This window comes from Bacteroides faecium (assembly GCF_012113595.1).
GTDB classification, from domain to species: Bacteria; Bacteroidota; Bacteroidia; order Bacteroidales; family Bacteroidaceae; genus Bacteroides; species Bacteroides faecium.
Genome location: NZ_CP050831.1, coordinates 768018 through 784553 on the forward strand (window position 1 = coordinate 768018; position 16536 = coordinate 784553).

9 protein-coding genes are annotated in these 16536 nt (G+C 42.2%); 1 reads left to right on the forward strand and 8 read right to left on the reverse strand.

Going from position 1 to position 16536, the window contains the following annotated elements; genetic code table 11:
- Nucleotides 1-15: 15 nt before the first annotated feature.
- From BacF7301_RS03020 to BacF7301_RS03055, 8 genes are all read right to left on the reverse strand, one after another.
- Entirely contained in the window at nucleotides 16-1752 is a 1737-nt protein-coding gene (locus BacF7301_RS03020; RefSeq protein WP_167960070.1) for a DUF1735 domain-containing protein, read from the reverse strand.
- 17 nt (nucleotides 1753-1769) lie between these two features.
- Nucleotides 1770-3635, reverse strand: a complete 1866-nt coding sequence (locus tag BacF7301_RS03025; protein WP_167960072.1) for a RagB/SusD family nutrient uptake outer membrane protein — start codon at nucleotides 3633-3635, stop codon at nucleotides 1770-1772.
- A gap of 11 nt (nucleotides 3636-3646) precedes the next feature.
- A complete protein-coding gene (locus tag BacF7301_RS03030; RefSeq protein WP_167960074.1) occupies nucleotides 3647-6787 on the reverse strand; it encodes a SusC/RagA family TonB-linked outer membrane protein in 3141 nt (1046 codons plus the stop codon).
- Nucleotides 6788-7149: 362 nt separating this feature from the next.
- Nucleotides 7150-8361: a DUF4934 domain-containing protein gene (locus BacF7301_RS03035; protein ID WP_167960076.1), complete on the reverse strand. Its 1212-nt coding sequence runs from the start codon at nucleotides 8359-8361 to the stop codon at nucleotides 7150-7152.
- 192 nt (nucleotides 8362-8553) lie between these two features.
- The gene (locus tag BacF7301_RS03040; RefSeq protein ID WP_245208326.1) at nucleotides 8554-10185 is read right to left on the reverse strand and encodes an outer membrane protein assembly factor BamD; all 1632 of its coding nucleotides are present in this window, start codon (nucleotides 10183-10185) and stop codon (nucleotides 8554-8556) included.
- A gap of 18 nt (nucleotides 10186-10203) precedes the next feature.
- Nucleotides 10204-10809 (reverse strand): HU family DNA-binding protein, encoded by a 606-nt coding sequence (locus BacF7301_RS03045; RefSeq protein ID WP_167960078.1) that lies wholly within the window; start codon nucleotides 10807-10809, stop codon nucleotides 10204-10206.
- A 310-nt stretch (nucleotides 10810-11119) separates the two neighbouring features.
- On the reverse strand, nucleotides 11120-11500 hold the full coding sequence (locus BacF7301_RS03050; protein WP_256380255.1) for a S41 family peptidase: 381 nt from the start codon (nucleotides 11498-11500) through the stop codon (nucleotides 11120-11122).
- 78 nt (nucleotides 11501-11578) lie between these two features.
- Nucleotides 11579-11770 (reverse strand): hypothetical protein, encoded by a 192-nt coding sequence (locus BacF7301_RS03055; RefSeq protein WP_167960082.1) that lies wholly within the window; start codon nucleotides 11768-11770, stop codon nucleotides 11579-11581.
- A 499-nt stretch (nucleotides 11771-12269) separates the two neighbouring features.
- Between BacF7301_RS03055 and BacF7301_RS03060 the strand changes: the two genes are divergently transcribed.
- Complete coding sequence (locus BacF7301_RS03060) at nucleotides 12270-16337, forward strand: hybrid sensor histidine kinase/response regulator transcription factor (RefSeq protein ID WP_245208327.1); 4068 nt, start codon at nucleotides 12270-12272, stop codon at nucleotides 16335-16337.
- Nucleotides 16338-16536 lie beyond the last annotated feature (199 nt).

Sequence of the window (16536 nt, forward strand, 5' to 3'; positions counted from 1 at the left end):
GTTTTTTATATTCCATTATTTCTCAGAGACAAAAATTTCATCGAAGCAATGTGTACTGTACCATGAATCCCAGAAAGACAAACGTATATACCGATGATTCATATTCTCGCCAAGGTTATGCCATTTAATAAACTGTTTGGTAGTGTACCAGTCATTCCAGTTACCGGCATCATGGGCATCCAGCTCACTTTTCGTAAATGCGTCTCTTTTCGCACTACCTACAAGAGTCCAGTCTGCAATATCCTCACTACGTGTCAGTACGGCATCACTGACCTCTATCTTCATATACTTGGGAGAATTGCCCACCCATTGCAGGCGTGGCACTAATCCGACCGAATTATACGCGTGAGGGTTCTCACCCAAATCAAATACAATCTGTACAGGATCATCTTCCGAACCTTTACTGCCGATTTCTATGTATGACAACGTGCTTCCGGAACCTACCTCTGCCTTACTTGTCGGCCAGAAATTATCAAACAGCCTGCCCAAGGCGGATTCTTTGCCTGAAACATGATCGCTGTAACCTACTACGCTCCACAGGGATTTATTCAAGATGATTCCACAACCTTCCATACCTTGTCTGACAACAATCTCTTTTTCAAGCCAAGTCTCCTCATCAACAAGCTTAATCGTAGCAACACGCTCTTGCCATGTGGAAGTGTTTTTGCCGGTTACGGTAATACGGATTTTACCGTTTGCACGGTTCACTTGCAGCCAGTCCGGATTATCACCATACTTGTCTTGAACAGAATATGATAAATCTCCAATTGCACTTACATCAGCAATCTCTTTATCAGACGGTATGTCGTCCGAAGCAAGGATAATATCGCCACCCTGCACATATTCTCCTTCCAAAATAACTTTACTGTCCAAAGAACCTTTGATTACCGTCAGCTTCAGCCAGTTTTCGTTCCCATCAGAACCGACCTTGTCATTTGTCGTTCCTACACGTACCGGAAGTATCCATTTGCCGTCCCGCATTTCCGCAGGTTTCAGGGTCAGGTAATTTTCCGCATACTTCTCACCGACAGGAATCTTCACGCTTGGCGCATACGTAAATCCGGCAGTCAGCAAATGAGACTTTTCTTCTTCCGTAAGCAGGTTGTCTGCATCCTTATCATAACCATAAGTAACCACTAATTCCTCCGTCGTGTTAATATCCAGTTTGGCTGTAATATCAATCTGACGTTCAGTAGTCGCCTTGGACAAGTCCAGGAATACATTTCCTCTTTGCTCTCCTTCCGTGCCGTCAATCACCAATACCGGCTTTCTTATATCCAGCACCAAGATAAAATGAGATTTATCCACATAGACCTCTTCTTCCGGTGTCAGGCTGCTTACGGACAAGGGAATGTAATAAACTCCATATCCTTTATCCTGAAGAAGCTGCTCTATTTTCAAGCTCAACGGCACTGCTACTTCATCCGTCCCTGCCTCGATAACAAAGTTGCGGTCAAAGGAGTAATACTTCTGATCCAGCATTTCATAGTCCGTACCGTTTTCCGTGTTATATTGAACCAGATAATTATAGTCCAGTTCCACTTTTCCCGCAAACTTATTCTGATAATACCCTGCTTTATGAATCCATATATCATATACATGGTCATTGGCATTCATCACGTACAAAGTTTCTTTCTGTAAATCACTTTTCGGGAAATAAGCGGTATCCCCCATCATGTAGTCAGTTCTGGTATCGGTACAGGAAGTTCCCAATAAAAGAGCTGCAAACAAAAAGCTTATATATTTTTTCATCGTTATCATCTTCTTTCTTACCATTTATAGTTCTGTACTAAATCTTGGTTCTTGTTAATCGCACTCTGCGGAATCGGGAACAGATAGAAACTCGGTGTAAACACACGTTTCTCTATGACTGTACGCTGGAAGAAAGCATCCGGATACTCTTCCTTACCGGGAGTACCGGTAGCCTGGATATTCATGCCATGAATATTTCCCTTTTCTGTCGCTTCCGCTGTCAGCCAACGACGGCAGTCATAGAAATTGATACCCTCGAACGCAAATTCCACACGACGCTCACGATGAATCAGATCCCTTAATTTATCCTGGTCTTCCATAGCCTCAGGATAAGCTTCTTCTATATTCTTCAATCCTGCACGGTTGCGCACCGCATTCCAATATGTCAGCAGATTCGGGTCTTTCAAGTCACCTACCTCGATAGTAGCCTCCACATAGTTCAGCAGAATTTCAGCGTAACGGATATAAGGCAATTCCCGTTTCACATTCTTCGTAGGACTGGCTTCATATTCCGGCATAGCCAGCTTTGCCATATTATATCCCGTTGAAAAATGGTTGTGAGAAGCATCCGGCCCATTATTGCCGTTTTTATACATCTCCAGATAAATTCTTTCACCCGCTTTCTTTGGAATAAACCAAGACATACCGCCATATACTATCGACACATAAAAACGAGGTTCACGTCCCACAAACATATTATAAGTCTTTCTCTCCTTATTCTCGCAGGGATTCGTAAACTGAGAATATCCGGCTTCCTTATACCCCGCTTCCGGATCAATAATCGGTGTAGTACGGTCTTCGTCCGCATACCCTGTAATCGGGAAACGCCCGGTTTCCGACATTGCATACGCATCTACGATTTCCTGAGTCGGATTGTAACCTCCACCCCAACCACCGTTGCTGTTAGGAGCAAGACGCTTGTCAATAGTACCGCCGTCTTCAAGGTAAGAGAAAATCATTTCCTTATTCTGTGAAGTGGTAAATACGGATTTGTAAGAAGTATAAGGGTCAATCTCGCCCATATTGGCGCCACTTTCATACAGCACTTTGACAAGATCATAATTTCCGTCCTTTATCAGACTCAAAGCAGCTTGACGTGCCAGTTCCCATTTGTTTTTATCATACTTTACCGGAAACAAAGGAGTTCCGTCCGCATTGCGGATATTGGCATACTTCGGGTTACCATTGAATTGCGGGCTCGCCGACTGTAAGAGGACACGCGCCAGATAAGCCTTGGCAATTCCCCTGTTCATACGGGCGTAGGTTTCACCCTCCGATTTCAAAGGCAAGGCGGAATTTTCTATCAGGTCAGTAAATTCATCCGTAATCCATTCAACACATTCGTCCCATGTGTTACGCGCACGAAACATATCCGTACCGGTGAAATCCGGCTGTTCGTCTTTCAACAGGATTACCGGACCGTACATACGCATCAACTGCGCATAGTAATAAGCACGTACACAACGTACCTCCGCTTTCCATTGCTCACGAGTGTCATAAGTCAGACGCGGATCCGGGCATTTATCTACATTCTGAAGAAAATACGTAGCTTCGCGGATCGCTTTATAAAAGGTGTACCATTTATCGTATTGCGCTGACGAAGCACTCCACACACCCATATCGAATGTATGCACATTCGTATAAGCCACATCGACGTCACTGGTACTGTATGTATCCGGCATGCCAAAAGGATATGTATCACGGATGTAGGAATAGACACCGAACATGGCATTCTGTGTAGACGAATAAGTCTCATAAATCTGGTCGGGCGAACGCAGGTCTTCGGGAGACGTATCCAGGAACGAATCACAAGACGACATTGTCAAGGCTGCAACAGCCACAAACATAATACGCTTCATATAGTTGGATTTCATTATCAACATGTCTTTTAGTATTAGAAATTAATATTTAAACCTACATTAAACACACGTGTCGGGGGATACTTTCTTCCGTCGCCGGAACCCAAGTCCGGGTCGAACAGGTGCACATCCGGCGCCCAAGTCAGCAAGTTCACTCCCGATACATACAAGCGTAAATTCTGGATAGACATCTTTTCCAACCATCTTTTCGGGAAGGTATAGCCTATTTCAGCATTCTTCAAACGAAGGAAAGCAGCATTACGCACCCAGAAAGATGATTTCTTTGTGTTATTATTGTCCAAAGCATCACTCGAACGTATCGTACGAGGATAACGGGCATTCGGGTTCGGATTGTCCACAGTCCAACGGTCTTCCATTACTCCTTTCAAGAAACCGTCGTTATTCTTATAACCGGAAGTGAACGGAACTATCGTAGAGCCTTCTTCAAACAATGATACGCGAGCCGTGCCCTGGAAGAAGATAGATACATCAAAACCTTTCCATTCTATCGCACCACCAAAACCGTATGTAATTTCCGGAACATCGCAATAACCGATAGGCATCTTGTCATAATCATCAATCACACCGTCACCGTTCAAATCACGATATTTGATGTCACCCGGACGCAGGCGGCTATGATTACCTTCACTAAACTGAACCGGGCTACGGTTGATTTCTTCCTGCGACTCGAACAGCCCCACAGCTTCCCAACCAAATTTCTGATATATTTTCTGACCGACAGAATTCATCCACGGATATTTATTCAAGGCATCACCGTTGCGCAGAATCTCATTATTGGCGTAGGTAAATGTCCCACGTCCGGTCACATTCACCTGACCTATCCTGTCATGGTATTCCAGCGAACCGTCAAAACCCCAGCTTTTCATCTTACCCACGTTTACCATAGGTACGGTAGTCATACCCACATAAGCAGGGATATTGTTGTTGCGCACAAAAATATGATCGCGCACATCGTGGTACCAGTCACCTTGTATTTCCAGTTTGTTGAACAAGCCCAACTCAAAACCATAATTCTGCTTGGTTGAAACCTCCCAACCGACATTCGGGTTGGCCACTTCATTTACACGCTCACCTTTTGTTTTAGTATAGTTACCATATACATAGTCACCCGTAGTAGCCACAGTGCCCAAATAGATGAAACGGACATCCCCGCCAATCTGGTCATTACCTACCTGACCGACAGATGCCTTCAATTTCAACTTGGAAACCACATCAGTCAGCGGGGCGAAGAACTTTTCATTGGATATGTACCATCCCACAGCCATAGCCGGAAAGAAACCGACGCGATGACCGGCAGCGAAATTCTCGGAACCATTATATCCGAAGTTTCCCTCAATAAAGTAACGGCTATCGTAATCATAAGTCAGACGTCCCGCAATACCCTGATTCTTATACAGCAATGATTTGATAGAAGATATATTGTCTTTATAACCCTGGTTTCTGTATGTTTCATTCTTTACCCGTTGATTATATAAGAACAGGCCGCCTACGCGATGTTTCCCGAACAAACGGTTGTAAGTAATAGAGGCTTCCAGATAAGTGGCATTATTACCACCGGACTTATTATCAAACCACGGTCCGCCCTTCGCTGTCTCCGGTTCGGAATTGAAGACCAACTCCCCGTTTGCGTCACGCCGTATCGCGTGCCAAATTTCATCTTGCTGCGTGTACTTGTTGCCATGCCATGCTTGCGTATCAAAGGCAAACTTGACATTAGCCTTCAATCCTTCGGTAATAAAAGAGAAATCCTGGTCCAAACTGACCATTGAGTTCAATGTACTTTGCCAATCCTCCACATATCCGGCTCTGGTCACCTGCCAATAAGGATTCGTAACCCCTTTTTCTCCTCCCCAATATCCATTGGAATATTGAATAGGGAAAGCGTTGGGATTCAATATAAAAGCACTTTTCCAGACGCCTTCCGAGTCGGCGGCATCTCTCCTTTTCGTCAGGAATCCTCCCAAAGTCAGTGAAAGGACCGTAGTAGGATGTAGGTTAATATCCACATTCGAGCGGAAGTTATAACGTTGATAATCCGGGTTACCATTATAAGAATCTCCTTTTCCGGTCATGAACAGACCGTCTTCATGGTAGTAACCGGCAGAAATAAAGTAACGCGCAATCTCGCCACCACCGCTCACGTTGGCAGTCACACGCTGATTGAAAGTATGTTTTTTGAATACGGATTTCAACCAGTTCACATTCGGATACAAATCCTGGTCGGTACCGTTTCTGTATTTTTCTATGTCACTTGCACTATATGTTCCGGGAGCCGCTTCATTATACATCGTAGCAAAATCCACCGCATCCGCCATTTGCGGAATCTTGGTAGGCTGCACCATACCGGCTTCCATCTTAATGGAAATCTTCGGTTTCCCTTCTGAACCGCGTTTTGTCTTCACCAACACAACACCATTCGCTCCACGTACACCATAAAGCGCCGTAGCCGTTGCATCCTTTAATAAGGAAAAGCTTTCAATTTCTTCCGGGTCGAGCAAATCGAGCGAGCGTTCCACACCGTCCACCAGAATCAACGGTGTCTTGTTTGCACCGAATGTAGAAATACCGCGAATCCAGAATTCAGCCGAACTACCCGGAGAACCGTCACGCTGAATAGACACGACGCCACCCAACTGACCTGCCAAATTAGTGGAAATAGAAGCACTGGGCACTTTCAGATTGCTGACACTCAACGTACTGATAGAACCGATAACACTTTCCTTGCGTTGTGTACCGTAACCCACCACCTGCACTTCTTCGAGCACAGTATTGTCAGGAGCCATCTCAATAAGCAGATTATTGGCCGAAGGGGAGATTTCTTTTTCTATCGTAGCATAACCCAAATAGCTAATCACGAGCGTCACAGTTTTCCCTCCCGGAATATTTATATTAAAATTGCCATCCATATCGGTGGTACCTCCCACACTGGTATCCTTCAACCACACACTGGCACCGATAAGTGTCTCCTTTGTACCTTTATCTACAATCTTACCGGTAAGTTTTCGAGCAGCAGCTTTCTTACCTTCCTGATATATTTCAGTCACTGCGTCAGAAGCGTGTACCGACGCAAAAGGTGCTGCAAAAAGATAAATAATGATAAGAGCACTACCCAATCGTTGCAATGAAAAACTTAACTTTCGTGCAATTCCATTCATAATACATGATTTAATGTTATTAAAATAAGTTTGAGATGCTTTAGATTGTTGCAACTAATATCTAAAATGACATTCGCAAAGATAACCGAGAAAAGATATCATCAAGGCGAATCCCGTACAAAAGAACAAGAAAATAGTAAAACTACACTTTTTTCTCATACTCGCACAGGACCTTCACCAATTATTATCCAAGTCTTGAACTATTTTATCCAAGTTCGTTTTTCAATGCTTTTACTATCAAAAGAGCCTTACTTCAATTAGCATCCTAATGGGATTAAACTAATTGAAGTAAGGCACTTAACACAAAGCAACTAGCACTTGCGGGATTTAGAACTCCCGAATATTTGCCATCTACGAGTTCGCTATTTATTTTTCATTTTAGCAAAGAGAACCACATTGTTTCCGTCTTCATCCAACGACTTCACTAATGCTTGAGTACGTTTCCGTACATCACTGGGAAGCTCTTTCCGCGCCAGCTCTTTTTCTAGTGTCTCTTTTAATTGTGCAGGTTCCATGTTGGCAATATAATAGCCATTACCGAACGAAGGCCATATCTGCATCTTCTTCGTTCCCAGGAAATCATTATACAAATGGAAATAGTTGCCGTGCAGGGTTTGTTTGTCTACGATATATTTGGCCGGTTTACTTCCACTCCAGGTATTTGCCGACACTTGCACCGGAACAGAAACATCTCCGACAAAGTGACGCGGATATTCGGTATAGCCATGCCATGGAATTTTTTCCTTATTCGGATAATTCGCTGTGAACCGGGCTTCGAGCCTATTTTGCTGCGCATTATAATGATACAAACTATCCACACGCGGAGAAGGTACGATAGTCATCAACATAACGCTGTAATCGGGAGTATTCTTATCCATAAATACTTCATTGCTGAAATCACGCGGAACCGTGAGATGCCGGGCAGGAATAAATTTTTTGCGTTTTCCTTCAAAATCCTGCGTCCATACTACAGCCGGAGAACCTTGGAAAGGCAGTGTTGTCACCGTTACTTCCGACTTCCCGGTGTCGACTCTGAATTGCCCTTTAGGGACACGCAAGCATAGAGGAATGGGAGTTTGCGGAACTCCTTTCAAGTCGAAGACCAGCAGTTTATCACTTTGCCAGGGTAGAATATAAATACGGTTGTGTGTTTCGTCCAATTGTTCGGAGTAGGTGTTTGCATACTCATTCGGCCCTTGTCCGTAAGCCCCGATAGTAGTGATGAATTTGCCGTCACGGGTGAAAAGCTTGTATGGAGTCTGTTTTTTGTTACTCACCAAGATATAATTATCACTGACTGTGGTACGAACCCAGCCTCCTACCAATGCCTCATCCTTATCTTCCAACTTCACCACTTGAAGTTCTTCGGTCAAATAACTAAGTGGTATATCCACGGTATCTTTCAACGCTTTTAAATCACAGGAAATCAACGTCCCGGTAGGTGTTGTGATTCGCTTTGCCGCAACTGGAGACAGAGCCAAAGGGTCTTTTGTTGCTTCACTATTGCATATAAAAGCAACCAATGAAAATAGACAAAAAGTACACAAACTCAAAATCATAATTTTCTTTTTCATACGAACATGTATTTAGTTAGTTTCAAATGAATATTGGGACAAAAGTAGAGGGAAACCAACTGAAAAACAAAAAATATGGCGGACAAAAAGAGTAACACAAATCGCCGATATACCATTGGTTATCAATACAATAAACAACAACTCCATTCATTAAGAGGTGGACAACTCTACTGAAACGACCCAAATCAACAGCTAAAACGCCTTAAGAAAACTGTCTAAACTTACATTTTCATCTATAATCCCCAACTTGTCTGTTTTAATACGATATTTGCGTTTTGTAATGGCTGCTTTACTAACACAATAAATATCTGAAAGGTCTTGCATGTTAACATTAATCTTGACGAGACAACAGAAACCGATATCCTTATTGTTCAATGACGGATAGGTTTGTTCCAGCCTTGCCGCAAAATGGTCAAAAGCTTCGTTGACAACAGAAATCACCTCTATCCACTCCGCATCGGTCACCACTATCTTTCGACTAGAAGTCACCTCATCCTGACTTTCATCATTATGGAGTGAAGGTAATTTCCGGAAAAAGGCTATCCGTCTGAAAAGTGCCTCACGCAATTCCGCTTCTTTATTCTGCAAACGGATTTCTTTCTCCCGTAGTCCGCTTAGCTCCGCCTCTTGGTGCAACAAAAGATTTTCCCTTTGCAATCGTTTCTTCTTCTCCTTCTGATAAAAGAAAAACACTATGAAACCAACACCAAGCAAAGCTGTTACAATGCCCAGCATCCATAGTTCTTTTTCGCGTTGTTTCAAATGCAACTGGTAGAGTTCGTTTTTTAATTTAAGCTCATTATACTCTCTTCTTTGTATTTCCGCCTTGGTACTAGTCAGTATATCGTCCTTGATCTTATTTTCTTTTTGCTTGATATAGAAAGCCTGTTCCGGATATTCTTTCTCATTGATTAAGTTAAATAAGAGTGCGTTCGCTTCCACGGCAATAAAATCTGAAGAGGAAGTCGCAGCCTGCTGATAGTAATACTTGGCAGAGTCCACTTGATTCAAAGCCGCATAAGATTTGCCGCGAAGGAGAAAATAGTGCGGAATGACATGACGGCTATGTCGTTGAGCTGACAATTGACGAAGATACAATTGTGCTGCCTGGAAATCTTTTCTTTCCAAACTGGTAGTCAATAGGTTCTCCAATATATGATAATTCAAATATCGGTAATTGGGAGAATCCGCAAACTCTTCCATTAGTTGCAGAGATTCTTGTGTATACCTGTCATGCTCCTGCACCTTTTCCAAAAGTTGAAAATATAACTTACTTGCAGAAAAATAGGCAAGAGTATCTTTGTGTTTACGAGTTAGCTGCCGACTGCTGTCTGCCATGTCCAACGCCTGTTCATAATCCTTATTTCTTGAATATGCCACTCTTTTAAGACCATACAATTGTGTTCTTAATGTATCATTCAGCAATCGTTCGTGCAGAAGAGCATCCGAAAGCAATAATGTAGAATCCGGCTGGTTCCGATATAAATAGGAAGCACTCTGCTCCACACGTGCTTGCAAACATTGAGATAACTGTCTATTTTGCGTATAGTGATGAATGGCAGTCTGCAATAAAGAATCAACAGGTTTCCCGGTCTTCCACAAAGTTGCCTTATAGGATAAAAAGTAATAATCTCCCTGCTGCTTAGAAGATAAATTCTCCGGCTTGTCTATTTGTTGCAAATAAAAGAATATACTATCGACGGAAACATTCTCCATCTGCATAGCCTTCTTCAAAAGAGAAGATGGAGCATGCTGACAACCGACCAGCATGATGAGCCATCCGGTGAACAGAAATATATTACAATGATACTTATTTTTATTCATATTATATTATGAAATCTCTTACACTACTTTTATATACACCACCGAACGCCCCAATCCGTATTTCTGCAACACGCCTTGTTCGATAAAAGTATTGATATCCTGCAGTGCCTGCTTTTTAGTTTTCCCCGTAAGTCTCATATAATCTTGTCGGTTAATACATGGATGCTCTTCAAAAAAAGAGTTTAAGCGTTGCAAGCATTTCTTTTCATCCAACGGATTTTTCACACGAAAAGGTGAATTGCAGCGTTGAAGTTCCAATGAAGTCTCAATATCTTTCTTAAACTGACGATTAATCCGTAAATTGATACCTTTAAGAGATACCGATGGGGAACGTAAATCTTCCGGTTCCACCACCTTTTTGTCAACACTTAGGGAAAGAGAGAAATAACCGATATCCCCCAGCTCTACCGAAAAACCTTTCAGAAGCAAATGCTTCAACGTGCTCGAAATTGCTTCGATAGAGCCTACCAACTGAGCATGAGGGATATGCTCAAGAGCTGTCACCATATCTATAAATTCACTTGCCGTATAGCTACCTTTCAATACCACACGTGCATGTAAAGGCAGTTCTTTCCCATCCTTATCTGGATTAGGAGTCTCGTAGAGATCATAATTTACACTCATTATCTTTTCTTTTTTTATTAGGGAAGTTTAATTTCCCTTCTCTCTTATATTAGTATTCCAACCTGCAATTCAATTATCGTTCAACAGATGTGGAACGATTGTTCTATAAATGTAGAACTGTTGTCCGACAACTGTTGAACGATAATTGAGATGCTAATGAGACAAATGTACGTAGAATAAACATATATTATTCTATGCAAAGCGGATTTTTATTTCCACCATCTCATCTGTTTGTCTATTTCTTCATCCCTAATTATCGACACTCAATTCATGAACTTTAGATTTTACACAACCAACAGTTCAAACAAGTTCACTTTACTTCTTCAGCATTCAAATACTTTATGGCAGCTTCCAAAACTTCATCGCGCCCCTGGCGTATGCCTTGAATTGTACTTTTAACTTCAATATCAGGAAGAATGCCGATTTGTTGGGTTTCCGACTTATCGGGATAGTAAACGCCAAGTCCTGTAAATGTAGCTCTAAAGTTACCCGGCAAAATGAGATAGGAACAATTGCCATCGGCACCGGCAGTCGTACTTCCCATAACAATTGTGTTTGGGGTACATCTATATTTCATAGTCATGAACTCCGCATGGCTTTGTGTTGTTTCATTTATCAAAATTACTTTTTTACCTTGATAATAGTCTTCATTCTCTTTTCCAACCTTTACTACAGGGCCGAAAGTAAACAATCCTGGTTGCGAAAGGCTTCCGTGGGTAAATGTTGCAAAATCTGTAGAAGACGGATACAGAAGATCATATTCCCAAGTTCACGTAATAACTTGTCGTATCTCTCTTGGCATCCCGAGCTTCTTTTTAAAATCAAATTGGTCTATCCATTCTACTAAAACCTCATTTCGCTTTTCTTTTGAGGGGAGAGATACTAAAGAAGGCATTACGCAAAGTAATTCGTGATCCCAATCATACTTTCCTGCACGTACTTCTGGATGATAATATTTCATGAATCCCCAAATCTTACATAATAAAGATAAATTTTCCACATCTGAATCGGTATATTCCCACATGGACATTTCTACCGGCACGTTATTATTCCTGTGCAGAAAAGTACAAGAGCAACAAACCCATATGAGTAACACAATAAATAAGAATCTCGACATAGTATTAAATTTTAAATAAGAATTTAAGTTAGCTGTGATTAAAGGATATATAAAAAATAAGAATTTGAATCAGTAGCAAAAATAGCCGAAATATCGGTAGAGCACGAACAATATCATACAAAAAAACAATAATAGTACCTATGTTACATTCACCAAGCAATAACCATGTACCCCAACAATGAATATTCACCAATAATTATCCAAGATTTGAACGATATTTTCGTTCACTCTCAAAAGTTCTTTTTCAGCGCCAAAAAGATTGTGTATCATTTGTTTTTGCTACTTATTCTTCATAATATTGTCCTATACTAAATGAAAACAATACGGATTAAACGATTCTCCCATGAAAAAACTACTCCTTCTGATAGTCGTACAAATCCTGTGTATGCACACATTCGTTGTGAATGCACAGCGCATTTTCTCCACTTCATACACGATGGACGACGGGCTGGCTGCCAACAGAGTATATAGTATCCTTCAGGATTCATGCGGCTTCATGTGGTTCGGTACGGACGACGGACTGAGCCGGTTCGACGGAATCAAATTCAAGAATTACTATTTATCAGAATATATCAACGCCACGACGAGCAACAGCGTCAAGAAGATATTTATTGACCGCAGGGGTAAAATGTGGATCGGACTGGATAGCGGCATTGTCATTTATGATTCCCAGACGGATACATTCAGGCCTTTCAACGCGAAAACAGAAACGGGGGAGACGATACAGACTTATGTTGTCGACATGATAGAAGACAATGACGGAGAAGTGTGGATTGCGACAAACGGCAAAGGGCTTTACCGGTTTTCTCCTAATGATGAAATCCGTCTCCGGGTCTATCGGAACATTCCCGGAAAATCGAATTGTATCTCACAGGATATTCTGATGACATTGCAACAAGACAGTAAACAGAATATATGGATAGGCACGTATTCGGAAGGGTTATGCTGCTTCGACAAACACAGAAATACATTCATCACTTACAAAAGAAGTAATCTGCCCGACAGCTTATCGGATAACTCTATCCAGAAAATCTTTGAGGACTCACACGGCAACCTGTGGATAGGAACTTTCCAGAACGGGCTCGACTTGTTTAATCCCGCAACACGGACATTTACCAATTATCAGGATAAAAGTCCGAACAACCTATTATACCATATTCACGATATTAAAGAATACCGGCCGGGAGAGTTATTTATCTCGTCCGATAACGGCATAGGAATCTTCAAGGCAGACAAAGGAGAAATCATACAATCCGACAATCCGAATCTTAAGATAAGAACCGGAGCGAATAAGTTTATCTATTCTATTTATATAGATAAGGAAGAAAGCCTGTGGTTGGGGTCTTATTTCGACGGCATCAAGTTTTATTCGGCTTTTCAGAATAACTTCAAATATTATAGTTGCTCATTATCGACTACCGCACAGGCAGGAAAGGTAGTGAATGTAATAAAAGAAGGTAAGGACGATCAATACTGGATAGGAACTGACGATAACGGAATTTTCCGGTTCAACGCCAAGACACAGGAAATCATGCCCTTCCGGGATGCGGCAAGTATAGGTACTACTTACTATTGCATACATGACCTGCTGGTAGACGGTGACAAGTTGTATGCCGCCACTTATGGACGGGGATTGGAAGTATTTGATTTAAAAACCGGAAAAGTGGAAAGCTACCTGTATAATCCGGAAGATTCAACATCCATATCCTCTTCCCGAGTTTTCATATTATATAAAGCCAGCAACGGATGCATCTACGTAGGTACTTCCAACGGTATCTGCTGCTATAATCCCGAACAAAAGAATTTTACCAGAATGGGGTCTTTTGCAGGCAGAATATCTGCTATCATAGAAGACTATCACGGAAAAATATGGATAGGAACAAGCATCAGCGGTCTTTACTCATACAACATCAAGACCGGGAAAACCACCGCCTATCAACGCTCGGACAACCCGAATTCAATCACTAAAAATGTGATTACCACATTAGCTATCGACAACAGAAAACGACTGTGGGTAGGGACTTACGGACAAGGATTATGCAGATATAATGAAGATTCGGACAACTTCACCCGATATGACCATTTGGAACTGCCCAACAAAATCATCACTTCTATCATCCCCAAAGGAGATTTATTATGGATTAGTACTAATAAAGGACTTGCCGTATATAATCCCGACACGGAATATCTGAAAACTTACTCCAAATCAAACGGACTTTATAATGAGCAGTTTACGCCTCGTTCGGGAGTTGAATCTTCTGACGGGAAATTATTCCTGGGATCAACGGGCGGCTTCTGTTATTTCTTTCCACAGGATTTGCGTGAAAACACATACAATCCGCCTGTTGTTCTCACCAACATGACCATTTTCGGAAAGGAAGTACAGGCTAATATACCCGACTCGCCTATCCAACGGTCTATCGGATATACGGATGAAATCATTCTGGAATACAACCAGTCCATGATAGGATTCGACTTTGCGGCTCTCAGCTATATCGCCCCTAAAGAAAACAACTACCAATATATGCTGGAAGGCTTGGACAGCGGTTGGCAATTCACTAAAGGAATCAACAATCATCTTTCTTATGCCAACCTTCCTGCCGGCGAATATGTGTTAAGAATCAAGGGGACCAACAGCGACAAAATATGGAGCAGCAACGAGATCCAACTAAAAATCAAAGTGCTGCCGCCATTTCTCCAGTCGCAACTGGCATATATTATTTATGCAATTATGCTGCTGATTATACTGTTACTCACTGTATGGTATTACATCAAGCGCACGGAAAAACGGCAGAAAGCACGCATGAAAAGGTTGAATGATGAAAAGGAAAAGGAACTATATAACGCGAAGATTGATTTCTTCACCAACATCGCCCACGAAATACGAACTCCGTTGAGCCTTATCATCGGTCCGCTGGAATATCTGATGAAGACCACGAGCATCAACAATGTCTACGGAGAATACCTGAGTATCATCGAACAGAACTATAAACGCCTGTACGCACTCGTCACCCAACTTCTGGACTTCCGGAAAGTGGATTCGGGAGCTTACAAACTGTCTTATGACTCTTACCGGGTGAAAGACACAATAGCCAAAGTCACCTGCATCTTCGAATTGTCTACAAGACAAAAGAAAATAAGCATTGATATTTCATCAATCTCCGAAAAGATGACTATGGTCACAGATGAAGAGGCATTCACCAAGATTATCAGCAACCTGTTAAGCAATGCCCTGAAATACGCCAAAAGTAGGATTAGCGTCACTGCGGCGGAAAATGATTCCGAAATAATAATTACCGTCACAGACGACGGTATCGGTATCACCGACCAGGAGAAGACCAAAATATTCGATGCTTTTTACCAGGTCAAGAACAACAGCGAACTGAATAAACTGGGAATCGGTATCGGACTGCACATGACACGCTCCCTTATCCAACTGATGAATGGCAAGATTGAAGCTAAAGACAGGGAAGACGGCAAAAGCGGGGTTGCCATTTCCGTGCACTTCCCCAAACAAGCCGCCGTCAGTGTCGCCCCACCCATGAAACGGGTAGAAGATACGATTATCACAGAAAACAACGCGGAAGAAGGCGAGCCGGAAACCGTCTTGCCGGACGAACCGATAAAGAAGCAGTACGCCGTGATGGTAGTAGACGACAATCCGGAAATTCTTGATTTCCTCTCCAAGATATTGTCCGAGGAGTATTTTGTCATCTCCGCATCAAGCGGCGAAGAGGCTTTATTGATTCTTGAAAAGAATAACATAGACCTTATCATCAGCGATGTGATGATGGAAGAGATGGACGGATTCGAGTTGTGCGGCAAAATCAAAACGGATATCAACATCTCCCATGTCCCCGTCATTCTCCTTACCGCAAAGACGGACACGGAAAGCAAGATAAAAGGACTGGAATCCGGTGCCGACGCCTACATAGAGAAACCGTTTTCTCCTTTCCATCTGAAAGCGCAATTGCGCAATCTGCTAAAGAAGAGGGAAAAGCAACAGAAAACGTATGCTTCCACTCCATTGTCCGACTTGCACTCGGCGGTTCACAACAAACTGGATGAAGAGTTTATGAATAAGTGCACGGATATTATATTGAATAATATCGAAGATTCGGAATTCTCCGTCAGCACACTGGCACAGGAGCTTGGCATGAGCCGTACATCAGTATTCACTAAAATCAAAGGAATTATCGGGATGACTCCCAATGACTTTATCAAAATCACCCGGTTGAAGAAAGCCTGCCGGATGATGGTGGAAGGTGAATACAGGGTGACTGAAATAGGATTCCTTGTCGGGTTCAGTTCCTCTTCCTATTTTGCCAAATGTTTCCAGAAACAATTCGGCATGCTGCCTACCGAATTTCTCAAAAAAGTGAAAGAAAATCCAGAATCTATTATTGAGTAGTCGATCCTTAGACAATATCTTTTTCTCAAGAGCCAAAGCCACTACAAAATACATGTACATACATGAAGCCGGCAGAGCTATTATATAACTTCCTCAATTGGGAGACAACAACATATTCCTTTCCCACCAACAATTTCAGAAAATAGCTGTCTACCCCATCACAAGCCGTTTTATAGCTTTTTGTGCACCTTATTTGGTG